Source organism: Kitasatospora griseola (assembly GCF_014648555.1).
In the GTDB taxonomy this organism is placed as follows: Bacteria; Actinomycetota; Actinomycetes; order Streptomycetales; family Streptomycetaceae; genus Kitasatospora; species Kitasatospora griseola.
The window spans coordinates 76,523-100,280 of the sequence record NZ_BMRI01000025.1; the positions used below are offsets into that span (position 1 = coordinate 76,523).

Annotated in this window: 25 protein-coding genes and 2 pseudogenes; 14 read left to right on the plus strand and 13 right to left on the minus strand. The window is 72.6% G+C overall.

From position 1 onward, the window contains the following. The first annotated feature begins 5 nt into the window (after positions 1-5). Together IEZ12_RS26270 and bioD are read left to right on the plus strand one after the other, a co-directional pair. On the plus strand, positions 6-1,256 hold the full coding sequence (locus IEZ12_RS26270) for an adenosylmethionine--8-amino-7-oxononanoate transaminase (protein ID WP_229848053.1): 1,251 nt from the start codon (positions 6-8) through the stop codon (positions 1,254-1,256). 39 nt (positions 1,257-1,295) lie between these two features. Beyond that, entirely contained in the window at positions 1,296-2,030 is a 735-nt protein-coding gene (gene bioD, locus IEZ12_RS26275; RefSeq protein ID WP_189275290.1) for a dethiobiotin synthase, read from the plus strand. Positions 2,031-2,105: 75 nt separating this feature from the next. On the opposite strand, the gene IEZ12_RS26280 is transcribed toward bioD, so the two are convergent. Then, positions 2,106-4,598: an RICIN domain-containing protein gene (locus IEZ12_RS26280; RefSeq protein ID WP_189275291.1), complete on the minus strand. Its 2,493-nt coding sequence runs from the start codon at positions 4,596-4,598 to the stop codon at positions 2,106-2,108. Positions 4,599-4,739: 141 nt separating this feature from the next. Further along, the gene (locus tag IEZ12_RS26285) at positions 4,740-5,378 is read right to left on the minus strand and encodes a TetR/AcrR family transcriptional regulator (protein ID WP_189275293.1); all 639 of its coding nucleotides are present in this window, start codon (positions 5,376-5,378) and stop codon (positions 4,740-4,742) included. Positions 5,379-5,469: 91 nt separating this feature from the next. Here IEZ12_RS26285 and IEZ12_RS26290 point away from each other — a divergent pair, with 91 nt between their 5' ends. Next, a complete protein-coding gene (locus tag IEZ12_RS26290; RefSeq protein WP_189275295.1) occupies positions 5,470-6,048 on the plus strand; it encodes a dihydrofolate reductase family protein in 579 nt (192 codons plus the stop codon). Positions 6,049-6,102: 54 nt separating this feature from the next. Further along, positions 6,103-6,780, plus strand: a complete 678-nt coding sequence (locus tag IEZ12_RS26295) for a hypothetical protein (RefSeq protein ID WP_189275297.1) — start codon at positions 6,103-6,105, stop codon at positions 6,778-6,780. A gap of 12 nt (positions 6,781-6,792) precedes the next feature. Here IEZ12_RS26295 and IEZ12_RS26300 read toward each other — a convergent pair whose 3' ends face one another. Continuing rightward, positions 6,793-7,614 (minus strand): aldo/keto reductase, encoded by an 822-nt coding sequence (locus tag IEZ12_RS26300; protein ID WP_189275346.1) that lies wholly within the window; start codon positions 7,612-7,614, stop codon positions 6,793-6,795. A 183-nt stretch (positions 7,615-7,797) separates the two neighbouring features. Here IEZ12_RS26300 and IEZ12_RS26305 point away from each other — a divergent pair, with 183 nt between their 5' ends. From IEZ12_RS26305 to IEZ12_RS26325, 5 genes are all read left to right on the plus strand, one after another. Continuing rightward, a complete protein-coding gene (locus tag IEZ12_RS26305) occupies positions 7,798-8,715 on the plus strand; it encodes a LysR family transcriptional regulator (protein WP_189275298.1) in 918 nt (305 codons plus the stop codon). Positions 8,716-8,849: 134 nt separating this feature from the next. Then, positions 8,850-9,065, plus strand: a complete 216-nt coding sequence (locus IEZ12_RS26310; RefSeq protein ID WP_189275300.1) for a hypothetical protein — start codon at positions 8,850-8,852, stop codon at positions 9,063-9,065. A 131-nt stretch (positions 9,066-9,196) separates the two neighbouring features. Next, entirely contained in the window at positions 9,197-10,096 is a 900-nt protein-coding gene (locus IEZ12_RS26315; RefSeq protein ID WP_189275302.1) for a GDSL-type esterase/lipase family protein, read from the plus strand. Positions 10,097-10,189: 93 nt separating this feature from the next. Next, positions 10,190-10,774, plus strand: a complete 585-nt coding sequence (locus IEZ12_RS26320) for a TetR/AcrR family transcriptional regulator (protein ID WP_189275304.1) — start codon at positions 10,190-10,192, stop codon at positions 10,772-10,774. 139 nt (positions 10,775-10,913) lie between these two features. Next, on the plus strand, positions 10,914-11,699 hold the full coding sequence (locus tag IEZ12_RS26325) for an SDR family oxidoreductase (protein ID WP_189275306.1): 786 nt from the start codon (positions 10,914-10,916) through the stop codon (positions 11,697-11,699). Positions 11,700-11,721: 22 nt separating this feature from the next. On the opposite strand, the gene IEZ12_RS26330 is transcribed toward IEZ12_RS26325, so the two are convergent. Next, positions 11,722-12,144 (minus strand): GNAT family N-acetyltransferase, encoded by a 423-nt coding sequence (locus IEZ12_RS26330; protein ID WP_189275308.1) that lies wholly within the window; start codon positions 12,142-12,144, stop codon positions 11,722-11,724. Positions 12,145-12,286: 142 nt separating this feature from the next. On the opposite strand from IEZ12_RS26330, the gene IEZ12_RS26335 reads away from it, so the two are divergent. Next, a complete protein-coding gene (locus tag IEZ12_RS26335; protein WP_189275310.1) occupies positions 12,287-12,931 on the plus strand; it encodes a carbohydrate binding domain-containing protein in 645 nt (214 codons plus the stop codon). 50 nt (positions 12,932-12,981) lie between these two features. Continuing rightward, positions 12,982-13,632, plus strand: a complete 651-nt coding sequence (locus IEZ12_RS26340) for a hypothetical protein (RefSeq protein ID WP_189275312.1) — start codon at positions 12,982-12,984, stop codon at positions 13,630-13,632. Positions 13,633-13,639: 7 nt separating this feature from the next. Here IEZ12_RS26340 and IEZ12_RS26345 read toward each other — a convergent pair whose 3' ends face one another. Beyond that, positions 13,640-14,335, minus strand: a complete 696-nt coding sequence (locus IEZ12_RS26345; RefSeq protein ID WP_189275314.1) for a class I SAM-dependent methyltransferase — start codon at positions 14,333-14,335, stop codon at positions 13,640-13,642. 306 nt (positions 14,336-14,641) lie between these two features. On the opposite strand from IEZ12_RS26345, the gene IEZ12_RS26350 reads away from it, so the two are divergent. Continuing rightward, positions 14,642-15,799, plus strand: a complete 1,158-nt coding sequence (locus IEZ12_RS26350) for an ROK family protein (protein ID WP_189275316.1) — start codon at positions 14,642-14,644, stop codon at positions 15,797-15,799. Positions 15,800-15,806: 7 nt separating this feature from the next. On the opposite strand, the gene IEZ12_RS26355 is transcribed toward IEZ12_RS26350, so the two are convergent. Then, positions 15,807-16,448: a hypothetical protein gene (locus tag IEZ12_RS26355; RefSeq protein ID WP_189275319.1), complete on the minus strand. Its 642-nt coding sequence runs from the start codon at positions 16,446-16,448 to the stop codon at positions 15,807-15,809. A 92-nt stretch (positions 16,449-16,540) separates the two neighbouring features. Further along, positions 16,541-17,305: a GntR family transcriptional regulator gene (locus IEZ12_RS26360; RefSeq protein ID WP_229848043.1), complete on the minus strand. Its 765-nt coding sequence runs from the start codon at positions 17,303-17,305 to the stop codon at positions 16,541-16,543. Between the two features lie 207 nt (positions 17,306-17,512). Here IEZ12_RS26360 and IEZ12_RS26365 point away from each other — a divergent pair, with 207 nt between their 5' ends. Next, positions 17,513-18,313 carry an exodeoxyribonuclease III gene (locus tag IEZ12_RS26365; RefSeq protein ID WP_189275321.1) on the plus strand — a complete coding sequence of 267 codons (801 nt, stop codon included), beginning with the start codon at positions 17,513-17,515 and terminating at the stop codon, positions 18,311-18,313. A 114-nt stretch (positions 18,314-18,427) separates the two neighbouring features. Here IEZ12_RS26365 and IEZ12_RS26370 read toward each other — a convergent pair. From IEZ12_RS26370 to IEZ12_RS40675, 3 genes and pseudogenes are all read right to left on the minus strand, one after another. Beyond that, positions 18,428-18,569: pseudogene (locus IEZ12_RS26370) on the minus strand (IS256 family transposase); the annotation flags it as partial. A gap of 75 nt (positions 18,570-18,644) precedes the next feature. Beyond that, a complete protein-coding gene (locus IEZ12_RS39165) occupies positions 18,645-19,073 on the minus strand; it encodes a hypothetical protein (RefSeq protein ID WP_229848045.1) in 429 nt (142 codons plus the stop codon). A gap of 31 nt (positions 19,074-19,104) precedes the next feature. After that, a pseudogene (locus IEZ12_RS40675) lies at positions 19,105-19,332 on the minus strand (SMI1/KNR4 family protein); the annotation flags it as partial. 337 nt (positions 19,333-19,669) lie between these two features. On the opposite strand from IEZ12_RS40675, the gene IEZ12_RS26380 reads away from it, so the two are divergent. Next, positions 19,670-20,479, plus strand: a complete 810-nt coding sequence (locus tag IEZ12_RS26380) for a helix-turn-helix transcriptional regulator (RefSeq protein ID WP_189275327.1) — start codon at positions 19,670-19,672, stop codon at positions 20,477-20,479. Between the two features lie 15 nt (positions 20,480-20,494). Here IEZ12_RS26380 and IEZ12_RS26385 read toward each other — a convergent pair whose 3' ends face one another. From IEZ12_RS26385 to IEZ12_RS26395, 3 genes are all read right to left on the minus strand, one after another. Continuing rightward, on the minus strand, positions 20,495-21,493 hold the full coding sequence (locus IEZ12_RS26385) for a thiopeptide-type bacteriocin biosynthesis protein (protein WP_189275329.1): 999 nt from the start codon (positions 21,491-21,493) through the stop codon (positions 20,495-20,497). After that, the gene (locus IEZ12_RS26390; RefSeq protein WP_189275331.1) at positions 21,490-23,031 is read right to left on the minus strand and encodes a hypothetical protein; all 1,542 of its coding nucleotides are present in this window, start codon (positions 23,029-23,031) and stop codon (positions 21,490-21,492) included. The genes IEZ12_RS26385 and IEZ12_RS26390 overlap by 4 nt, the downstream gene beginning before the upstream one ends. Before the next feature lie 101 nt (positions 23,032-23,132). Beyond that, positions 23,133-23,758: YcaO-like family protein (locus IEZ12_RS26395; RefSeq protein ID WP_189275333.1), on the minus strand; the 626-nt coding region annotated here is incomplete at its 5' end.

Below are 23,758 nucleotides of genomic sequence, written 5' to 3' on the forward strand. Positions count from 1 at the left end.
GTCCGATGCCGGGGACGGTCCGGCCGTTCGTGGTGGAGTCGGCCGCGGGTGTCCGCCTGCGGCTGGCCGAGCCGGTGGGCGGGCACGAGGAGCTGATCGACGGCATGTCGTCCTGGTGGGCGGCGATCCACGGCTACCGGCACCCGGAGCTGGACGCAGCCGTCCGCGACCAGCTGGAGCGGATGAGCCACGTCATGTTCGGCGGGCTGACGCACCGTCCGGCCGTCGAACTCGCCGTCAAGCTGGTGGAGTTGACGCCCAAGCCACTGCAGCACGTGTTCCTCGCCGACTCCGGTTCGGTGGCGGTCGAGGTGGCGCTGAAGATGTGCCTGCAGTACTGGCAGTCGCTGGGGCGGCCGGCGAAGCGGCGGGTGCTGACCTGGCGCGGCGGCTACCACGGCGACACCTTCCACCCCATGTCGGTGTGCGACCCCGAGGGCGGGATGCACCACCTGTGGGGCGGGGTGCTGCCCCGTCAGCTGTTCGCCGACGAGCCGCCCGCCGGGTACGACGCCCCGGCCGACCCGGAGTACCTGGCGCATCTCGCCGACCTGATCGAACGTCACGCCGGCGAGCTGGCTGCGGTGATCGTCGAGCCGGTGGTGCAGGGCGCGGGCGGAATGCGCTTTCACTCCCCCGCCTATCTGACCGCGCTGCGCGAGTTGTGCGACGCGCACGACGTGCTGCTGGTCTTCGACGAGATCGCCACCGGCTTCGGCCGCACCGGCGAACTGTTCGCCGCCGACCACGCGGGCGTCTCCCCGGACGTGATGTGCCTCGGGAAAGCGCTCACCGGCGGCTATCTGACGCTGGCCGCCACCCTGTGCACCAGCAGGGTCGCGGAGGGCATCTCGCGCGGCGAGGTCCCGGTGCTGGCGCACGGCCCGACGTTCATGGGCAACCCGCTGGCCACCGCCGCCGCCAACGCCTCGATCGACCTGCTGCTGCGTCAGGACTGGCGCACCGAGGTCAAACGCATCGAGTCGGCGCTGCGCGACGCCCTCGCCCCGTGCGCCGGGCAGCCCGGCGTGCGGGATGTCCGGGTGCTGGGCGCGATCGGCGTGGTGCAGCTGGACGCGCCGGTCGACATGGCGGCGGCGACCGCGGCCGCCGCCGAACAGGGCGTGTGGCTGCGGCCGTTCCGCGACCTGATCTACACCATGCCGCCGTTCGTCACCGGGAACGCCGACGTGGCCGCGATCGGCCGCGCCGTCGCCGCCGCGGCGTCCGCGTCCCACGCGGCGCACCGCAGCTGAACCACCGCGCCACCGTTCCACCTGCATCGAGGAAGCACCATGTCGCCCGTTCTGTTCGTCACCGGCACCGGCACCGAGGTCGGCAAGACCGTCACCACCGCGGCCCTCGCCGCGCTGAGCACCGACCCGGTCGCGGTGCTCAAGCCCGGCCAGACCGGGCTGGCGCCGGGCGAGCCGGGCGACGTGGACGAGGTGGCCCGGCTGGCCGGTCCGCTGGTGCACGGTGTCGAACTGGCCCGCTACCCCGAGCCGTTGGCCCCCGACACGGCCGCCCGGCGGGCCGGTCTGCCGACCCTCGCGCCGGAGGACGTGGCGAAGGCCGTGGCCGACCTGGCGGACCGTTTCGGGACGGTGCTGGTGGAGGGCGCGGGCGGGCTGCTGGTCCGCTACGACGAGTCGGGCCGGACGCTGGCCGACCTCGCCGCTGCCTGCGAACTCGCGGGCGTCCAGGTCGAGTTCGTCCTGGTCGCGGCGGCCGGCCTGGGCACCCTGAATGCGACGGCGCTGACCGCGGAGGCGCTGGGCCACCGTGGCCTGGCGCTGCGCGGGGTGGTGGTCGGCAGCTGGCCCGCCGACCCGGACCTCGCGGCCCGCTGCAACCTCGCCGACCTGCCGTCCGCCGCCGGCGCCCCGCTGCTGGGCGCCCTGCCGGCCGGCGCGGCGGCCGACCGGTCCCCCGCCGCCTTCCGGGAGTTGGCCGCCTCCTCGCTCGCCCCGTCGCTGGGCGGCCACTGGAACGCCGAGGCCTTCGCGACGGCGCACCACCCGGGCTGAGCAGACACCACCCGGGCCGAGCAGGCGGAGACGGCGCGACGGAAACCCCCGTCGCGCCGTCTTCCTGTCCTCCCGTCAGCCGATGGTCCAGCGCTGCAGCGTCGACGCGGTGTCGGGCTGCTGGGTGACCAGTGCGCCGTTGGCGGTGGAGGCGGTGGTGACCAGCAACCCGCTGCTCTGCGAGGCGATGGTGTAGCCGCCGCTCACCGCGCTGACGATCCAGCGCTGGTTGCTGCCGCCGGTGCAGGTGTATTGGATGATCGCCGCGCCCGCGCTGCCGGAGCCGCCGTTCACGTCCATGCACAGGGTCGACTCGGCGTTGCTGATCTGGTAGCTGCCGTCGGCCTGCGGGGTGAAGATCCAGCGCTGGTTCTGCCCGCTGTTGAGGGTCCAGGTGATCAGCTGGGTGCCTGCGGTGGTGGAGTGGTTGGGGTTGTCCAGGGCCTTGCCGGAGGCGGTCAGGGTGTGGGGGCCGGTGAGTGCCGGGTTCACCGCCCAGCCGAAGGTGATCGATCCGCTCGCCGTGCCGGAGGAGGCGGTGACCGTGACGGTGGCGGAGCCGGCCGTGGTCGGGGTGCCGGTGATCAGGCCGGCCGGGCTGATGGCCAGTCCGGCGGGCAGGCCGGTGGCGGTCCAGGTCAGCGCCTTGCCGGCCGAGTCGTTGCCGCCGAGCTGCAGCGAGACGGCGGTGTTGACCTTGGTGGCCTGGTTGCCGGGGTTGGTGACGGTGACGGTCTCGGGCGCGCTGCCCACCGCCGTCAGGGTGAGCGCCTGCTCGCCCGCGGTGCGGCCCGCGCCGACCGCACTGCCGGAGGTGTCGGTCCAGGAACGAGCGGGAGCGGTCTCGACGAGTCGGCCGGTGGCGGCGGAGAGGCCGAGCGCCAGGCCGCTGTAACGGTTCACCAGCTTGACGGTGCCGTCGGCGTTGCCGGCCGCGTCGGTGCCGCGCAGCACCCACCACTGTTGCCCGGTGCCCGGCCCGCCGACGGGCGCGGCCGTCGCGGTCGGCTGCGCGCCCCAGGCCCGGCCGGCCACCGCGCCGGAGTCGACGCCGAGCAGCTGCCCGGTCGAGGAGTTGACGATCCGGTAGGAGCCGTCGCCGTTGGTGGCGAAGGTCCACGACTCCAACGCGGACCCGGTGGGCGCGGCCAGCGAGGTGGTGGTGGAGCCGCCGGAGACCTGGGCGAGCACCCGGCCGCCGCCGCCCGCGATCCGGTACGCCTTCGTCAGGTCGACCGGCGGCGCGGCGGGCGCGCTGGAGTCGATGGTGACGTTGACGTACTGGCCGGACGCGCCGCCGGAGCAGCCGAACGCGCAGTACGAGCGGAACGACTTGCCGACGATCGCGGAGCTGGTGCGGTTGGCCCCGTCCAGGAACCAGCGGTACCAGGACGCGGTGTGGTAGCCGCCGGTGTCCCCGATCGGGTACCACTTCTGGGTGGCCAGGTTGTCGGTGGCGTAGAACTGCTGCGGGGCGTTGCCGCTCTGGTCGACGGCCTGCGGCTCGCCGATGTACAGGCCGAGGTAGGCGTTCCAGGTGACGTCCATGACGAACAGCGGCGAGGTGGCGGGCATCCGTCCGGCCGCGATCTGCTGGGCGGAGGTGCCGGTGTTCGCCGGGTTGTACTCGCCGGAGGCGGGCGTGTACCCGGTGCTGCTCGACGCCCCGACGGGCACCATGTTGGACTCCTGGCCGCCGACACCGGGCTCGCCCCAGGCGCCGTTGTACCACTTCTGCCAGGAGTTCGGCGCCATCTTGCCGGCGATCGGGGCGCGCGCGACGTGCTCGTAGAACGCCTTCCAGCCGCCGCTCTTGTCGACCACCCGGGAGCCGTAGAACACGTAGAAGTACCCCGACGCGGCGTCCACCAGCAGACGCTGGTCGCCGTCGCCGTACGAGTAGGTCTGGTTCGGGAACTGCGCGGTGTCGCCGCGCGCGGTGCTGTACGGCGAGGTGATCACGTGGTCGCGGATCGTCCAGGTGCGGCCCTGGTCGGTGGAGACCGCGTAGTCGATGGCGTCGAAGTGCAGCCCGTCGCCGAAGGGTTGGGGTGTGAACTCGTTGTGGACCAGGCCGTACCAGTTGCCGGTGTCGGGGTCGATCCAGATTCCCGACAGGTCGCAGTAGTTCTTCTGCGCGTAACCGGAGCCGCTCGGCGCGGCGGTGGCGGTCTTCCCGGTCGGGCTGTTGTTGCAGCGCCAGGTGGTGTCGTTGTTCTTGTCCTGCGCGTTCGCCGGGTTGACGGCGTTGGACACCGCCGCGGACCGGGTGGCGGTGTCGAAGTCCGTCCCGGTGAAGAAGTCCCAGTAGCGCGGATCGCTCGCGCCGTACAGCGCGGCGGACTGCTGGAACCAGAACGTGCCGTCCTTGTCCAGGTACGGCACCGCCGGGGTGTCCGTCGGATGGTTGTACGTCACCGGAGCGCCCACCGCGACGGTGTACGTCGCGGCATCGGGCGCGGCCGGAGCGGCCGACGCCACGCCGACCGCTCCGGCCACACCGGCCGTCGCAGCCAACAGGACGGCGGCCAGCGCGGCGGCGGCCGGTCTGCGCGGGGATGAGAACACGAGGACTCCTTCGATGGCCCGTTCTGCAATGAGATGCAGTATCCGGGCCCCGATCGAGCACTTGTCAACAACCGCGCACAGAATCCTGCACGTTGTCCTGTTCAGAAGTGTTCGAAACCCACCCTTCAGCGCAGCAATCGCTCACAGACCAACACCCGGGCCGCTCGCGCCGCTCCCGCCACTCCTGCCGCTCCCGCCGCTCCCGCCGTTGCCGATCAGGCGGGCCACCAGCTCGTCGACCAGTGCGGTGCGTTGTTCGGGCGTGAACAGGTCGGGCAGGGCGAGGCGTTCCAGGATGAGCCAGTTCAGGGCCAGGTAGAGCAGTTGGACGGCGGTGGCATCGCCGGGCAGGCCGGCGGCGAGGTGGTAGTCGATGTTGAAGCGGAGGTCCGCGCCGATCCGGCGGGTGACCGTCTCGCGCAGTTCGGGGCGGCGCAGCGCGGCCAGCCGCAGTTCCAGCAGGGCGAGGAAGCCGGTCGGGAAGTCGGCGACCCGGTCGACGAGTTGGTGCATCAGCTCGGCGACCCGGGCGGTGTCGCGCGGCCCGGTCAGGCCCTGGGCGAGGGCGTCGGGGTCGGCGCCGAGCCGCTCGTAGACGCGTTCGGCGCACTGGGTGAGCAGGGCGTCGCGGTTGGCGAAGTAGTTGGAGGCGGTGCCGGCGGGGACGGCGGCGCGCTGGTCGACGGCGCGGAAGGTGAGTCCGCGGGCGCCTTCCTCGGCGAGGACTTCGATCGCGGCGTCGAGCAGGGCCGCGCGTCGTTCGGGATTGCTTCTGGCCATGTGCTTGTAACCACTCCACTCGTAGTGCTACGGTCCTACCACTCCAAGCAGAGTACTACAGGCCAAGTGGTAAACCTTCGAAAGGCACCAGATGCGAAAGCTCGTGTACTACGTCGCCGTCTCCATCGACGGCTTCATCGCCGGCCCGGCCGGCGAGTTCGACTTCTACCCCCAGTGCGACGACATGGTGGAGTACCTCCGGGCCGAGTTCCCCGAGACCATGCCGAGCCACGTCCGGCCGCACATCGGCCTCGACGGAGCGCCCAACAAGCGCTTCGACACCCTGGTGATGGGCCTGAACACCTACCGCCCCGCGCTGGACATCGGCATCACCAGCCCGTACGCACACCTGAAGCAGTACGTGGTGTCCTCCACCCTGCCCGAGCCCACCGACCCTGCGGTCAACGTGGTGCGCACCAACCCGCTGGGCCTGGTCCGGGAGTTGAAGCAGCAGCCCGGCGACAGCGACATCTGGCTGTGCGGCGGCGCCCGGCTCGCGGGCGAACTGCTGCCGGAGATCGACGAACTGATCTGGAAGCGCTACCCCGTGGTGGCCGGCACCGGCCTCCCCGCCTTCGCCGGCGAGTTCCGGCCGCGCCCGTTCACCCCCGTCGAGACGCTGGAATTCAGCAACGGCGGCTCCGTCTCCACCTACCGCGCGGCCGAGTAGCGGCCTTGAAAGGCCGACGTCCGGATGGCCGGCCACAGCCTGCGACCCAGGCCGATGCCACCGACGCCCCTCCGGCAGCGCCGGGCCGCCGCGCTCGCCCTGTGGCGGCTGCGGGCGTCGATGCTCGCGTTCGAGTGGGACGCCGAGTGGGGCCTCGACCGCACGGCGGTCGACGAGCTGTTCCGGTCGGCGGTGTCGGCGCCCGACGAGCAGTCGGACGGCCGGTACCGCCGGGCCGTCGCCGAACTGTCCCGCGCCCCGCTCTTCGACTCCGAGGTGGACGACCCGGACGTCCGTGAGCTCGTGCAACTGGAGACTCTCGTCCGGCTGTTGGCGTTCGGCGAGGCCCTGGCGGAGCCCGCCGAGGACCAGAGCGAGGACCAGGCCGACGACCAGGCCGACGACCAGGTCGAGTTCATCGTCGAGGGCCCGCGCGACTTGGCCCACTACGTCGACCAGTGCGTCGAGGCCTCGTTCTACGGCCACCCCTCGCAGGATGCCCACCGCCAGTACCTCGCCGCCCTGCCCGCGCCCGTCCGGAGTCACGGCCTGGGCTACTTCGCCTCCCGCAACCTCGCTGTCGAACACGGCTGCGTCGAGACGCTCCCCACCCTCCCCGCCGCCGACGGCCTGCTCGACACGCCCGCCGGCCGGGACCTGATCGCACGCTGCGAGGACTTCGGCGCGGAGCTGGCCGCCACGCTCAAGTGGCTCGGGACGACGGGCCACTGACGGGGCGTCCGGTCAGAGGTGGAGGGTGGCGAGTTCGGCCGGGGTGAGGGTGAGATGGGCCGCGGCGGCGGAGTCGCGGATGGAGGCGGGGCGGCGGGCGCCGGGGATCGGGAGGACGGTCGGGGACTGAGCCAAGTGCCAGGCGAGGCAGATCTGTTGGGGGCTGACGTCGTGGGCTGCGGCAAGGGCGTGGAAGGGGGTGGCGGTCGGCGGGGTGGGGGCGGCCGGGTCGTCGACGGCGCTGAGCGAGATGCCGCCGAGGGGGCTCCAGGGGAGGAAGGCCAGGCCGAGCCCGGTGCACAGGTCGAGGGTGTCGCGGGTGTCCTGGTGGGCGGGCGAGAAGCGGTTCTGCACCGAGACCAGGCGGTCGCCGAGGATGCCCCGGGCGGTGCGGATCTGCGCGCCGTCCACGTTGGACAGACCGACCAGGCGGATCGTTCCCGCGTCGGCCAGGTCGCGCAGCGCTCCCACCGAGTCGGCGAACGGCACCTCGAGGTCGGGCTTGTGCAGCTGGTAGAGGCCGATCGCGTCCACGCCGAGGCGGGCGGCCGAGGCCTCGGCCGCGCGACGCAGGTGGCGCGGGTCGCCGTTGACGGTCCACGAGCCGTCGCCGGGTCGTCCCCGGCCGCCCTTGCTCGCCACCAGGACGTCGGCGGTGTCGCCGCCGTACGTCGCCAGGGCGCGAGCGATCAGCCGTTCGTTGTGGCCGACTTCGTCGGCGTGCCAGTGGTAGCTGTCGGCGGTGTCGATCAGCCGGACGCCCGCGTCGAGTGCGGCGTGCAGGGTGGCGATCGCCTGCGTCTCGTCGGGGCGGCCCTCGACGGACAGCGGCATCGCGCCGAGTCCGATCGCGCCCACCGGGATGCCGCCGGTGGTGCGGGTGGTCTGCTCGTTCACGTCTCTTCCGGCCCCTTCCGGTCCGTGGACCGCGAGTTGATCGTTCACCGGAGAGCAGCCTGCCGGGCACTGGACACCAGCGGTAGTGTCGAGCCGAGGATCCCGTCCACAGGAGAACTGTTGATCGACGTTCAACGACTGGCCGTCCTGCGGGAGGTGGCCCGCCGGGGAAGCTTCAACCAGGCGGCCGCGGCGCTGCACTGCACGGCCTCCGCGGTCTCCCAGCAGATCGCCGCGCTGGAGCGCAGCCTGGGCGCGGCCGTGGTCGAACGGTCCACCCGGGGTGTGACGTTGACGGAGACCGGCCGGGTGCTGGTCGAGGCGGCGGACTCGATCGCGGCCGAACTCGCCGACACCGAGCAGCGGATCACCCGGCTGACCGCCGTCCGCACCGGGTTCACCGTCGCGACCTTCGCCAGCGGCGGCCGTCGGCTGCTGCCGGGCGCGCTGGCCGGGTTCGTCGCCGACCATCCGGAGGTGGAGCTGACCATCCTGGAGGCCGAGCCGGAGGACAGCCTGCCCGCGGTGCGCGAGGGCCGCGCCGACCTCGCCCTCGCCTACCACCTGGACGGCCCGCCACCGGCCCGGGCCGGCGACCGGTCCGGCCTGGACTGGACGGCCCTGGTCGAGGATCCGCTGCGGGTGGTCCTCCCCCGCCGCCACCCGCTCGCGCAGTCGGCCCCGGCGGCCCTGCACCTGTCCGAACTCGCCGACCAGCGCTGGATCCTGGGCTGCCGCAAGTCCGCCGGGCAGCTGTCCCGGTTCGCCGCGCTGGCCGGGCTGGACCTGCGGATCTCCTGCACCGCGACGGACTACGAGTTCGCCCAGTCGCTGGTCCGGTCAGGGGTCGGCATCGCGCTGATCCCGCAGATCGGCCTCGCCGACCACCCCGAGCTGGTCGTCCTCCCCCTTGCCGAACCCGCCCCGCGCCGCCATCTCGGCCTCGCCCTCTCGCGCCGCCGCCGCGGCCACCGGGCCCGCCTCGCCGAGGACCTGGCCGCCCGCCTCACCGCCGAGGCCCGCACCCTCCCGTCGTGACGCCGAACGGGCGGCACTCCGTCACCACCTGCCCCGCCCACCCGTTGAACGACCGAACTGCCGAACGGCCGGCCGGACGGACGACGGGACGTCCGGACGACCGTCGGCCCCGCACGTCCCGAAGGATCCCGCCCATGCGCACCGCCCTCGCCGCCCTCGCCGCCGTCCTCCTGGCCGCCGCCCCGCTCACCGCCGTCTCGGCCACCGCCGACGCCCCGACGACCGCCCCGGCGGTGCCGACGACCCCCAACCAGGGCTACAGCGTCCCCGTCGGCACCATCACCGACCTGGGCGCCCTGCCCATGCTCGGCGGCCTGGGCAACGACTTCGCCCACCTGCTCGGCCAGTGACGCGCACCGGCGCCGCCCCCCGCGCCGGCCCGCACGATCAGGACGAAGTGCCTCGTCAGCGGCACGGTGGCGGGATTCATCGGGCCGATAGGGTGACGTGATCGTTCCGAGTGAAAGGCCACGACACCGCAGTGACCGAGTCCCGCCCCCACCCGCTGTTCGCCCACGGCCCGTTGCTGGACCCGCAGGTTCAGGCCGCCCTGTTCGGCCGCGCGGTGCCGACGACCCCGGCGTCGCTCGCCGGCCACACGGCCGGCCCCCTGGAGACCGCCACCGACGGTCGAGACCTGCAGCGCGAGTTCGGCGGCACGGTCGAGGGCGCCGTCCTGTGGCTGACCGACCGGGAGTTGGCCGCAGCCGACGCCCACGAGGGAGCCGACCGTGCCCGGCGGCGCGTCCTCCTCGGCTCGGGCGAGCCGGCCTGGGCCCACCTGGACGCGCGACCGCTGCGCCCGGCGGCACGCATCGTGATCGTCGGCGACAGCATCGCCTACGGACGTTGCGACCCTCAGGGAGGCTGGGCCGCCCACCTGGCGGCGGCCCACATCGCCTCGAACGAGACGGACCACCGGGTCTTCAACCTGGCCATCCCCGGCAGCACCCTGGCGGACGTCGCCGCGCAGACACCGCCGCTGCTGGCTCCCCGCCACCCCGACACGCTCGTCGTGGCCGCGGGGATCAACGACTCCGCCGTACAGCTCGCCGCGCCCGAAACCGCCCGCGACAACCTGTCGCACCTCGCCGACCATCTCGCCCCACTGGCCGCAACTGCCCTGCGGCACAACGCCCGTATGGTCGTCGTCGGACCGGCCTGGCTCGACGAGACACGACTCGACGACTACGAGGGCCTCCGCTTCACCACGGCGCGGGCGCTTGCACTGCGCGCCGCCCTCCGCGCCTGGTGCCAGGGCAACCACATCGACTTCATCGACCTGTGGGAGCCGCTCCGCGACCGGCCCCACCTGTTCGTCGACGGTGTGCACCCCACCCCGGAAGGGCACAAGGAACTCTTCCGGCACCTGAGCATCTGAGCGCCTGAACGCCAGGGCGCCTCGGCCCGCAGCCCGCAGCCCGCAGCCCGCGCATAGTTGACCCTGGGTTCAAATATGTCGTACCGTCAGGCCATGGGACGACCGAAGCAGTTCGACGAGGACACCGCGATCGCACAGGCGATGCAGGTGTTCTGGACGAACGGCTACGCCGGGTCCTCGCCGGCCGAGCTGGCCGAAGCGGCGGGGATCGGGAAGGGCAGCCTGTATCACGCGTTCGGCTCGAAGCGGGAACTGTTCGGGCGGGCGCTGGATGCTTACGACCGGACCGGCGCCGAGTTGATCGAGGAGTTGCTCTCGGGGCCGGGCAGCACGAAGGAGTGCGTCCGCACCTACATGACGACGCTGGTGGACACGGACTTCGACGCCCCGGTGCGGCGCGGCTGTCTCGCCGTCAACACCGCGCTGGAGCTGGGCGGACGGGATGCGGACGTCGCGCTCGCGGTGCGCCGGTTGACCGATCGCGGCGTCGACCTGCTGGCCGCGCGCATCGAGCGGGGCCGACTGGAGGGCGACGTTCCGGCGTCGATGGACGCGGGGGCGCAGGCCAGATTCCTGGTGGCGGCGATGGCCGGCCTCCGGGTGATGGCCAGAACCTACGACCGCGACGCGGTGCTGAAGGTCGTGGACACCACCATCACCACCGTGTTCGGCGCCTGACCGCACGCCACCGGAGCCACATCGCACGACACCGACACCGCGCGGCACATGAAGCCGTGCGGTCACTCACGCCCTGATATTTGACCTCTGATTCAAGAATATCGGCCGTCCACACCGGCCGGACCGGAAACGAGGAGCCATGGATCTCGGACTCAACGGCCGCACCGCCCTGGTCACCGGCGCAGGACGCGGCATCGGCCTCGCCGTCGCCCGCGCACTGGCCACGGAGGGAGTGAAGGTGGTGGGCGCGACCCGCACCGCCACCCCGGAGCTGGCCGCTTTCGCCACCGCGGCGATCGCGGACCTGAGCACCCGTCAGGGTGTGGAGTACGCGGTCGAGCAGGCGCTGGAGACGCTCGGCGGCATCGATCTGCTGGTCAACAACGTGGGCGCGGGCGACGCCTCGACGATCACCCTGGGCAGCGTGCTGGACGTGTCGGACGAGCAGTGGCAGTCGCTGTTCGACCTGAACGTGATGTCGGCGGTGCGCGTCACCCGGGCGGCGCTGCCCAGCCTGCTGGCGCGACGCGGCGCGATCGTCAACGTCTCCTCGATCAACGCCCGCATCCCGACCGGTTCCCCGGTCGGCTACGCGGAGGCCAAGGCGGCGCTCACCCAGTTCGGCAAGCGCCTCAGCGAGGACCTCGCGCCGCGCGGCGTGCGCGTCAACACCGTCTCCCCCGGCAACACCGTGACCGACATGTGGACCGACCCCACCAGGTTCGGCGGCCTGGTCGCCGAGGCGATGGGCGTCCCGCACGAGGTGATGCTGAAGAGCCTGGCGGGCCAGGCCGGCGCCGCGTCGGGTCGGCTCTCCACTCCCGAGGAGGTCGCCGACCTGGTGGTCTTCCTGCTCTCGGACCGCGCCGCCAACATCCACGGCGCGGACCACGTGGTCGACGGCGGAACCCTCAAGGCCGCCTGACGCAAAGCGAATTGACGATCGATCAGGCCAGCGGCCGGGTCCAGCGGCGCCACTGCTCCTCGCGCCCGTACCCGGCCGCCCGCCAGGCCGACTGGCCGAGTTCGTTGTGCTCCAGCACCATCGCGTCGGACCGGCGGCCGCCGAGCTCCTCGAAGCGGGTGTGCGCGGCGGCCAGCAACGCACCGCCGATGCCCCGGCGGCGGGCCGACGGATGGACGGCGAGCCGGTACAGGTGGCAGCGCCAGCCGTCCCAGCCGGCGATCACCGTGCCCAGGATCGCGCCGTCGCGCTCGGCCAGGATCAGCGCCCGCGGGTCGCTCTCCAACAGCCGCGCCACGCCCGCCCGGTCGTCGCTGATGCTGGTGCCCTCGGCGGCCTCGGCCCAGAACGCCAGCACCGCGTCGATGTCGGCGGGCCGCGCGGCCCGCAGTTCGTACTCGTCCATGGCCCCCCTTCCTACCAGCGGCGACGCCCCGCCCACCAGTCATTTGCCGCCCCGCCCTTGACGGCACCGCCCCCGCCCCAGCAAGGTGTGGGCCACTCCCTCGCACCGCTTCCCGTCCCGACCTCCCCACCTCGGAGATGGCATGCGTGCACCCAGAACCACCCGTCGCGACCGCCGCCGCGACGGCCTGCCGCTCGGCCTCGCCGCCGGCGCCCTCGCGCTGGCCGGCGCCGCGCTCGGCCTCGGCACTCCCGCGTCCGCGGCGCTGCCGACCGTCGACGTGGTCGACAACGGCCACTTCAACCAGGGCAACCGGATGCTGGGCTGGAGCTGCGAGAGCGGCCGGGTCCTCCCGCCGTCCGACGCCTTCGGCGTGCTGGAGGGCTTCCCGACCGACACCGGTTACGCGGGCTGCACCCAGACCGTCACCGTCGAGCCGAACTCCACCTACCGGCTCAGCGCCCGCGTCACCGGGCCGTACGTGTTCGCGGGCGTCACCGGCTCCGGCACCACGGACGTCGCCCTCTGGTCGAGCGGGACCGACTGGAGCGTGCTGAACGGGACGGTCACCACCGGCCCGGACACCCGCACGCTGACGGTGTACTTCCACGGCTGGTACCAGCAGGGCCCGTACCGGATCAGCGCCGTCGAGCTGTGGGGTCCGGGGCAGCCGCGGACCACCTGCACCCCGATCCCGGTCGCCGAGAGCCCGACCCCGTCGGCCAGTCCGTGCTACCTGACGCCGACGGCGACGCCCAGCCGGACCCCCGGCCCGTCCGGCAGCTGACCGCCCGCCGAGCACCGCACGCCCATTCCTCCCCCACCCCGGAGTTCGCCATGCGCTCACGTGCCCGCCCCCGCCACCGCTTCGCCGCCCTGGCCGGCGCCCTGGCCCTGACCTCCACCGTCGGACTCGGGCTGCTCGGCACCGCCGACGCCCGGGCCTCGGTCCGCGACACCGTCCAGGACGGGGCGTTCCACGGCCCGCTGGAGGACAACTGGACCTGCACCGGCGACGTCACCCGCACCGAGCAGGGCATCGAGGGACGGCCCGGCAGCCACGACTTCGCCGGCTGCACCCAGCTGGTGTCCGTCCAGCCCTACGGGACCTACGAGTTGACGGCGACGGTGGCCGGCTCGTTCGCCTTCGTCGGGGTCTCCGGCGGCGACACCACCGAGGTGTACCGCTGGGCCGACGGGAGCGGCCGGACCGAGCTGCACGCCACCGTCAGGATCGGCCCGACCACCCAGGTCCTCGGCGTGTACTTCCACGGCTGGTACGGCCAGGGCCCCTACCAGGTGCAGCAGATCTCACTGGTCGGCAACCTGTACATCCCGGTCTGCCCGTCGATGACCGGCGCGCCGCCGCCCAGCACCCGCGCACCGGGCCCGGCCGCCCTGGTGCCCAGCCCCAGCCCGACCTGGACCGGCATGAACTGCTACCCGCCGCCCGTTCCGGCCACCACCCGCCTCGGATCGGCGAGTTGACGGAGCGTCAGCCGCGCAGGGCCCAGACCGTGGTGGTCTTCACGGCCGCGTCCTCCAGGTCCGCGGCGACCGGGACGGCGTACTCGGCCAGCGCCGTGAAGCGCTCGCGCGGCAGATAGGCGCGGCCCGGGTCGCCGACCACCACGGTCGCGCCCCGGGCGGCGGCGCGCTCCAGGAACGGCAGGAAGCGCGCCGCCATCGCCCGCTCGTAGAACACGTCTCCGGCCAGCACCACCTGGCAGCCGTCGCCGTCGCCGTCCAGCACGTCCGCCAGCTCCGCCGTCACCGACACGCCGTTGGCGGCCGCGTTCACCGCGATCGCCGCCACCGCGTACGCGTCGATCTCCGCCGCCCGCACCTGCGACGCGCCGCTCAGCGCCGCCGCGACGCCGACCAGGCCGGAGCCCGCCGCCAGGTCCAGCACGCTGCGCCCGGCGACCAGTTCGGGCCGGTCCAGCACGTGCCGGGCCACCGCGACGCCGCCCGCCCACGGGAACGCCCAAAACGGCGGCGGCAGTCCGATCTCCCCGCGCTCCCGCTCGGTGACCTCCCACAGTGCGATCGCATCCTGCGCCATGTGCAGCCGGACTTCCGGCACGAACGGCACCGGGCCCGGCCGGGTGTGGGCGCGCACGAACTCCGCATCAGCGGACCCGAGCTGACGATCCGCAGTACCCGCCCGCAGGGCGGTGTCGTTCCCCATGGCGCACAGCCTAGGGCCAACGATCACCGCTCCGGTGCCATCGCCTCGCCGCCGGGCGATCACCGGGCGATCACAGGCCACGTACCGTTTCGATACCGAAGCCGTGATGAGCTGCGGAAACGCTCGCTCCGTGGAGGGCGCCCGAGTACGATCCGGGCAGACGCCCCGGTTCGCGGCACACGGTAGTGCCCGGTCGCGGGCGACGGCTTGCGCGGGGGCGCTCCCGGCACCACACGCCGGTGCGCCGCGACCCGCGTCCACGGCACCGCGCGCAAGGGCAGGCGCGCGAAGCGGAAGGGCAGCGACTTGGCGGATCGTCTTACCGGCGGGGACTCCTCACTGCTGCGGCGGATCAACGCGGCGGTCACCTTGCGGTCGTTGCGCGACGGACAGGCCGTCACCCTCACCCAACTCGTGGGCGACACCGGTCTGTCCAGACCCACCGTCGAAGGCGTCATCGAAGGGCTGCTGGAGTCCGGGCTGGTCGCCGAGGTGGACCACGTCCAGGAGTCGGGCCGTCAACGCGGCCGCCCGGCCCGCTGGTTCCGGTTCCGGGCCGAGGCCGGGCACGTCCTCGGCATCGAGATCGGCGTCCACGACCTGCGGGTGATCCTCGCCGACCTGGCCGGCGAGGTGCTCACCAGCCACGCCAAGCCGGTGGACGAGTCGATGGAGGCCGAGGAGCGGCTCACCCAGCTCCGCGGCACCGTCGCCGAAGTGCTCAGGAAGGCCGGCGTCTCCCGCGACAGCCTGTGGGAGGTCGCCGTCGGCACCCCCGGCATCGTCGACCGCGAAGGCGTCGTCCAGCTCGGCACCGCAATGCCCGGCTGGACCGGCCTCGACCTCGGCGCCCGGCTGCGCCGCTCCTTCCGCTGCCCCGTGGTGATCGAGAACGACGCCAACCTCGCCGCCATCGCCGAGCACTGGAAGGGCAGCGCCGTCGGCAAGGGCGACGTGGTGTTCGTGATGGCCGGCCTCAGCCCCGGCGCCGGCTCGCTGATCGGCGGCCGACTCCACCGCGGCTACGGCGGCGCGGCCGGCGAGATCGGCGCCCTCCACCTGCTCGGCCGCCAGGTCACCCCCGAACGCCTGCTCTCGACCACCGGCCAGCCCCTCGACCCGCTGGACGAGGCCGCGGTGGCCCGCGTCCTGCGACTCGCCCGGGAGGGCGACCAGGTCGCCCAGGTCGCCATGGACCGCTTCCTCGGCCGCCTCGTCCACGACGTCACCGCGCTCGTCCTCGCCCTCGACCCGCAGCTCGTCGTGGTCGGCGGCTGGGCGGCCGGCCTGGACGGCGTCCTCGAACCGCTGCGCGAACAGCTCTCCCGCTACACGCTGCGCGCGCCCGAGGTCGCCCTCGCCGCGCTCGGCTCGGAGGTCGTCGCGATGGGCGCGCTGCGGATCGCCCTCGACCACGTCGAGGAACAGCTGTTCGCGGTGGACCCGCCCACGGCCAACCGGTAGGGCTCGCTCAGGGCAGACAGGTCAGCTCGTACTCGCCGCCGAACCGGTCGCGGGCGTGGGTGCGCATCCGGTGCGCGTAGCGCCGGTCGTTCTTCAGCACGTCGTAGCCCTCGCCCTCGGCCGGGTGCAGGATCCCGGCCGTGTCGGCGAGGTACGCGTCGAAGCCCGGGTACATCAGCACGGCGCAGGGCAGGTCGTCGACGTCGAGCGCGAACACCGGGTACTCGCCCGACTCGTCGCGCTCGCCGTTCGGCCCCAGCGACAGCACGCGGCGCGAATCGGAGCCGCCGGGCAGCAGGAAACAGCCGCCGAACCGCTCCGAGAACGGCTCGAAGCACGCGTGCCACGGCTCGCCGAACTCGTCCGCCGCGATCTCCCCGAGGGTGCGCGGTGCGAGGTTCCCGTCCTCGTCGAACCAGCCGTGCCGCTCCAACATCCCACCGTCGTACGCCAACCAGGCCCGTAGGCCCGGCGACAGCGGATGCCCGCCGGGGAACGCGTCGACACCGCGCGGCCGGGGCTCGCCCTCCACCCACGGCCCGGCGAACCGGTTGTACCCGAGCACCGGCCGGCCCGGATCGGCCGCCACCGCGGCGATCACCCGCTCGACGAGCGCACTGCCGTGGTCCCTCGAATCGGTCGAACTCATCGCCGTGCCACCCCTGTTCACGTTCTGCCTGCTACGGGCAGGAGCGTAGGGGGTGGCTCCGACAGTGCCGCTCGGACTCTCCTGACGACCCGTCAGGAAGCGGCGGTGGCCGCGGCGGGGGCGGCGACCTGGACGGCCGCGCCGGACTCGCCGAAGGTGAGCTTGCAGGTGTCGGCGCGGTAGGTGGAGACGCCGACGGCCGCCAGGCGGCCCGCTGCCGCGTACTGGGTGGTGACCACCAGGACCGGGGTGCCCGGGGGGCGCTCCAGCAGCGCGGCCTCGGCGGACTCGGCGACGCCCAGCTCGACCGAGCGGGACTCGCCGTCGGCGCCGAGCCGCTCCAGCTGGCGCAGCACGCCGCGGGCGCGGTCGTTCTCGTCGACCACCACGGCCAGGTGCGGCAGGCCGGCGGCCGGGACGTGCAGCGACTCGGCGGCGACCGTCACGCCCTGCACGATCCGCAGGCGGCGCACCGTGTGGACCTGCTCGCCCTCGGCGATGCCCAGGGTGCGGGCCAGCGCGGCGGACGCGGTGGCGGTGGTGCAGTCGACGACCTTCCACTCCTGGCCGCGGGCGGACCCGGCGCGGCCGGACTCGCGGTCGCCGACCGGGATGCCGACGCGCGGGGCGGCGACCAGGGTGCCGATGCCGCGGCGGCGGACCAGCCGGCCCTCCAGCTCCAGCTGGTCGAGCGCCTGCCGCAGGGTGGCGCGGGCCACACCGAAGCGCGCGGAGAGCTCACGCTCGTTGGGCATCACCTGGCCGGTGGAGAACTCGGCGTCCATGGTGCGCAGCAGCACCGTGCGCAGGTGCCAGTACTTCGGCTCCGCAACCGCCGTGAGCGTTCCTTGCCCCACCGTGTCCTCCACCCTGAAGGGCGGCGGCCCGCCACGGCTCCCCGGTTTCGGCAGGTGGGGAGGGCGGGCTTTATCCGTCCTTCTTTATTAAAGGTCTTTGCAGTAAGTGACAGTAGGGGGTGCCCGTGGACATGGTCAAGACCAATGGGAGCGGTTCCTGCCGGGTTTCGCGCCCCGGTCGCAGCCGCGACCCGGTACGCTCGCCGGGTGAAGAGTGTTTCCACGGTCAACGTCAACGGGATCCGGGCCGCCGCCGCAAAGGGCTTCCTGGAGTGGATCGACGACACCAAGTCCGAGGTGGTCTGTCTGCAGGAGGTCCGCGCCGAGGCCGACCAGATCGGCGAGGTGCTGGCCCGGCTGGACGGCTGGCACGCGGTCTGGGCGCCGGCCGAGGCGAAGGGCCGCGCCGGAGTCGCGGTGCTCTCCCGCCGGCAGCCGGACGCCACCCGGATCGGCTTCGGCTCCGCCGAGTTCGACGTCTCCGGCCGCTACGCCGAGCTCGACCTCCCGGGCCTGACCGTCGCCTCCCTCTACCTCCCGTCCGGCGAGGTCGGCACCGAGCGCCAGGACGAGAAGGAACGCTTCATGGCGGAGTTCCTGGTCCACCTCGGCGCCCTGCGCGAGCGCGCCGCCGCCGAGGGCCGCGAGGTCCTGGTCTGCGGCGACTGGAACATCGCCCACCGCGAGGTCGACCTCCGCAACTGGAAGGCCAACCAGAAGAAGGCCGGCTTCCTCCCCGAGGAACGCGCCTGGCTCTCCCGCGTCCTCGACGACCACGGCTACGTCGACGTCCTGCGCGCCCACCACCCCGACCAGGAGGGCCCCTACTCCTGGTGGTCCTACCGCGGCCGCGCCTTCGACAACGACACCGGCTGGCGCATCGACTACCAGATGGCCACCCCCACCCTCGCCGCCAACTGCGTCGACGCCCGCGTCGAACGCGCCGCGACCCACGCGGAACGCTGGTCGGACCACGCTCCGGTCACGGCAGTGTTCGATCTCGGCTAAGTAGCTGACAGTCAGCGACAGTTCAGCAGCACCGAGAGGGAGCCGGAGACCCATGACGCCAGCCGCGCCAGGGCTCCCTCTCGACTGCGACCAGACACAGCACCAACGTGGATCTCCCTCACCGGTCAGCTGCAGGCCACTGGGCGCGAGCCCGGCCGACCAGCTGCCCGATTAGCTGGTCGACCAGCAGATCCGCCGGCGGCTCGATCGGCCGAACCTCTTCAACTGCCTCGACATAGACAGTCACATCGCTCATCGGGTGCTACTTCCTGGAGGAGTTGCACCGAAGACCGCCACCCACGTGGGCCGGGCAAGCGTCACCAGCCTTTGATCATCGTGCTGCGCTCTCGCGTCGCTCGAGCCATTCGAGGTACCAGGTGCGGAAAGTGTGGGGGTTGCCCTTCGCGTCGAGGTACGGCTCGAAGGGCGACTCGGTCTCGCAGTCCCGGTCGTGGACTTCCCCGCGGTGCGGGCCGACGACGATGAGCCGGCCGGCCATCCCGCAGCCGTGGTCGCTGATGAGGACCGCGCCCCGGCCGCGCTCCAGGTACCACGCCTCGTCGCCGAAGGCCTCACGGTAGTCGTCCAGGTAGTCGATGTCCTCGTCCTGCGTGGTGGGTTCGTACCAGGCGGCGCGAAGGGTCGCTCCCTGTTGGCCGGCCCAGCCTTCCGTCTCGGCGAACGGCCCGCCCGGGCCCAGCTGCCAGTGGTGCCCTGCGGTGTCCCAGAGCCATCCCCACTTCCCGTCGATCCGGCACAACGACGAGAGGTGGCCTGGACCGGGGCCGCCGGCCCCCGACCTCCGCCAGAAACGTGCGGTACTCCTCAGGGAGCGCGACACCCAACTGTTCCTCGGCCTCGGCGATCTGGGCCGATGTCAGGACAGGTTCGAACAACGGGTAGGACAACGGCTCACGGCCACGGGCACGACGCTCGGCTTCCTCTACGGCAATAACGCGTTGCCGGACTCCGGACCAGTCCACGTGCGTGTTCACAGCTCTTCCATCGACGGCGAGCACGGACCTCAGCGCCTGCCGCCGACATCCGCCCCCGAAGTCTGGGCAGCGATCGTAACGGCGGACACCTCTTCTGCTGCGCTCAAGCTCGCGGCCGCAACTCGGCGCTCAGCGGCGAACCTGCGGTGGAACGTGAGGAGCCACGGCGGCGGCGCGAGCAACGCAGCCACGGTGTGCACCCCGTCCTGGTTTCCAAGGACTCCCGGCAGAGTTGCCAGCAAAGCCTGAGCTGATATACCGTCAGACAGCTCTTCGGTGCTCCTATTTACTGTCAGCTCCATTCCGACGCCGCTCTCGCCGTCCATTCATTTCAACCGCCGCACAAGTGGATCGGACACAGATGCCGCTGCCAATCGACCACGGCGACTCCACCAACGAGGTCGAACGCCCCCTGGAGAAGGTGGCCGAGCTGCTGGCGGGACTGTCCGAAGAGATGGGGCGGTGGCAGGTCGAACTGGCGCAGGCGCAGGCGCAGGTCAAGCCCCTGACCGGTCGAAGCTGCCGGAACTGCCAGGAGCAGGACGGGTCGGCACTTCTGGCACTGCCCTGCGAGAGGGCCATTCAACTCGTGGTGGATTCATTAGCCGAGGGCACTCGGCGAATATTGCATGTCCGCTCGTCCGAATCGCCGTTCCTGGACCGCCTGACGGTGCAAGGGGTGGCCTGGCCGGACCCCCGACTGTCCGTACGGGAACTGATCAGCCGCCCAACGTGGTTGCAGCACGGGATAGCTGGGCAGAGCCATCGCGTCGTCAGGACGACCTGGACCAGACTGCACGAAGTCCTCATCATCGACGATACCGTGGCCCTGATCCCCTCCCCGGGAGCCGCGGAGGTCACCGTGATCCAGCATGCTGCCGTGGTACGGCAGTTGACACAGTTCTTCGAGGCCTCCTGGATGCAGGCAGCGCAGCCGCAGGAGTCGGTGCCGGTCCCGGACGGAACAGGGATCGAGCTCAAGCAGCGAATCGTCCAACTGCTGGCCGACGGGGCCAAGGACGAGACCGTGGCCCGCCGCCTGGGCATCTCGCTGCGCACCTGCCGACGCCATGTAGCGGAAATTCTCGATCAGTTGGGTGCCTCGAGCCGGTTCCAGGCCGGGGTCAGAGCGGCGAGGCTGGGCAAGGTCCCAACCGTGGAGAGCCCGTAACGGTGCGGTGGACAATCAGTCGGGCCCGGGCCGAGGGGTGGCCGGGCCGAGCAGGGCCAGCAGCAGCTCGGTGATGCGGGTCTGCTGTCCGAGGCCCACTCCCAGCCGGTTGGCCGTCATATGGAGGTGCGAGCCGAAGATGCCAGCGGCGCGTGCGGAACCGAACTCCGCCGTCCAGGTGCGCAGCGCGGCTCCCAGCGGGTCCGTCCACTCCGCCCAGCGCGGGTCGCCGTCACGCATTGCCTCCCGGAGCCGGGGGGCGAGGGTGCCGAGCGCGGCGGCCTGTGCCTGGGCGATCACGGCACGCTGTCGGCGGGTATCGGCGGTGTGGGACGGGACGGAGCTGTCGGGCTCGGTGTCGCTGGGCAAGGTCCAGTCCAACCACGCGTCCCGCTGCGCCGTGAGGAAGCGGCTTCGGCTTCCGGAACGACCGTCCTCGCCACCGTCGAGGACCGAGCAGGCGGCGGCGAAAGCCTCCAGCCCCGAGGCGAGTGCGTGCGGGGTGCCGGCTCTGGCCAGGCAGGCGCGCAGGGCCACGCGGCTGGAGCAGTGGAAGAGGAGCTCGGACTCCGCGATACGGTGACGGCCGCCGTAGCGCTGGTACTCAGGCTGGTAGGTAGCCCGTCGAACCCCTGGTGCGAGCAACTCCCCGGCCGGCAGCGGAACCCCCTGCTCGCCCGCGGCCGCGAGCCGTCGCACTGCATGGGCGTAGGTCTCCTGGTCGATTCGCTGCGCGGGCGGCGTAGCGGCGTCGAGGACATGCAGGCGGCTGGCCAGGGCAACCTCAACGCCGTTGCTCTCGGCCTGCGTCAGTCCACTCACGCGCAGCCGCAGATGCGGGCCGCCCTGCCAGTAACGCACGAAGAACCACGGCGGACCGTCGGGCTCCAGCAGCTCCAGCCGGTCGGCCAGCGGGCCCACCACCTCGGTGACCACGGCGTCCAGCGCTGCCGGCACGAAGGTGGCGATGTGCAGGTGCCAGCTGCGCCAGCCCATGTCCTGGGGCGTCGTCATACCCGCAGGTCCAGCATCGGCTCGGCGAACCGGGAGCGGCCGCAGATGACGCTGAACAGCGGAAGCATCTCGCGGGGCAGGTCCATGGTGTGCTGCAGCCGGAACTCGTCGAAGGACCGGACGGGGCGGGCGAACAGGCCGTGTGCGGCGGCGGCGGTCGCCAACCCGTGCGAGGCCCAGCCGCACCACAACTGGAGCAGCGACCAGCCGGCCGGCCCGAACTCGTCCAGGATCCTGTCGAGGTCGGCGGAGAAGACCCACACGGCGTTCGCATGGCGCAACCCGCTGTCCGTAGTGGGCCCGAGGGGGTAGCCGAAGGCGCCCTGGAGCGTGCGCAGCATCCCGGGGTCCGTCTGCTCGGACTCGAGCCGCCCCGCCACCACCGTGTACCGGCCGGTGGGAAGGCCGGCCAGGCGCTGCAGCGCGACGGTGGTGCGCACCCTGCGACCCACCTCGGCGAGCAGCGGCCCCGGTGCGGGCCCGCCGAGCCAGGCGAGCATGTCCGCCAAGCAGTCCTCGCCGAGCACGGTGGGCCTGGCGGAGAACCCTGTGACCGCGGCAGGGACCCGACCAGCGGTCCGGTTCCACAGAGTCTCGGCCCAGCTGGGCCGCACGGTGCCGGGACCAGCGGCCGGCAGCTCCGGCACACCACACGTCGGTTCGACCTCAGCGCAGGACAGCCCGGCCAGCGGCGCCGTCACCTCGGCGGCCTCCAGCAGCAGGTCGTCGTCGGCCCCCTGCCGCAGCAGCGCGCGCTCGGTATCGTCCTGCGGCAGGCCCGACCCGGCCGCGCCCGGCAGGAGGCGGCTCGACGGGAGCGGGCCGACGCCTTCGAGGGTCACGACCAGCGGCAGTGACCAGGCCCCGGGACCGGTGCCTGCCAGCAGGCGGGCGCCCGCGGCAGTGACCGCTCCGTCCAGCCGCAGCCGGGCCCGGGCACCCAGCAGGTCCGCGGCAAGGTGCAGGGCGCGCAGGTTGATGCCCAGTTCCAGCAGGCCCAAGGGGCACCGCAGACGGTCGTACAGCGCGGGCAGGTCGGTGAAACGGGCAGCCAGGAGCACGGTGACGTCGCCCTGGGCGGGAAGCAGTCCCGCGAGTTCGCCGTCGGCGGCCACCGTGTCCGGCAGATCGACCAGTGCATGCCGGTAGAGGTCCAGGTAGGCGAACGACCCGTCGGGAGCCAGGACGAAGACGTGCACGGGGAACTTGCTGCGCACCGAGGCGACCGAGCGGTGGTCGTTGAACCGGTTGGAGGGCTCCCGTCGCTGCAGGCCGACGGCGGCGACCAGCAGGTGGCCCAGCAGGTCCCCGGGCGGCACGGCCGAGCGGGCGGCGGGCCTCAGCGGCTGCGGGTACGGTGCGTCGGCCAGCAGTCGATGGGTGCCGGCCGGAAGCGGCCGCCCCTTGGCGCCCCGGGCCGCGGTCGGGGTCAGGGTGGCCGTGGTGGGTGCGTTGCGGTCCCCCTGGATCGGCTCGGCCAGGACGACCCGCAAGGCGCCCTGTCGGTGGGCGAAGAGCCGGACATCGGTCGTGGTCATCGGTGGCGCTGCCCTTTCCGACGGGTTCTCAGGTCTCGGCGATTGCTCACTGCGTGCTCGGCGGGGGCTCGACGGGTGCGACAGTGCTCGTGCGACGGCGCTCAGGGGAACGGATGGGGATCGAACGGGAAGTCCTCGTAACGCGGCGGCGTGCCATCCGTGGCCGCCATCGCGGCGGCCAGCCGCGGAAGTCCGGCGAGCCGCTGCTGCGCCTGCCCGAAGCACATCGGCAGGATGCCGGGAACCACCGCCTTGACGACCGACAGTCCGGCTGCGGTGTGCTCGGGCGTGGACTGGTCCACCACCACGATGCGGTCCAGACCGGCCTGGCGGAACAGCCCGGCGACAAACCGCAGTGCCTGTGTGACGTCTCCTTGAGCGGCGCTGGTGAAGACTCCGGGCCAGCCGGGGAACGCCTCGGCCAGGCTCACCACCGGTCCGCCCAGCATGGCCTCGATCCGGGGAAGCAGTTCGGGGTACGCGTACCGCTTGTGGTGATCGAGCATCTCGTCGACCAACCAGGGATCGGCCACCGCCGGGCGGCTCTCCTCGACATCCCAGTTCACTCCCCCGCTGACCAGCTGGGACAGCTCCCACAGACCAGCCCTGGCCGCCCCCACCGGGTCGGCCCCGGAACCGGCGGAGCTGAGGCTGCACGGCATCCGGCCGTCCTCGCGCAGCGCCAGGACCCAGACCACTGGGACCGTGAGATCCACAGTGGCGACCA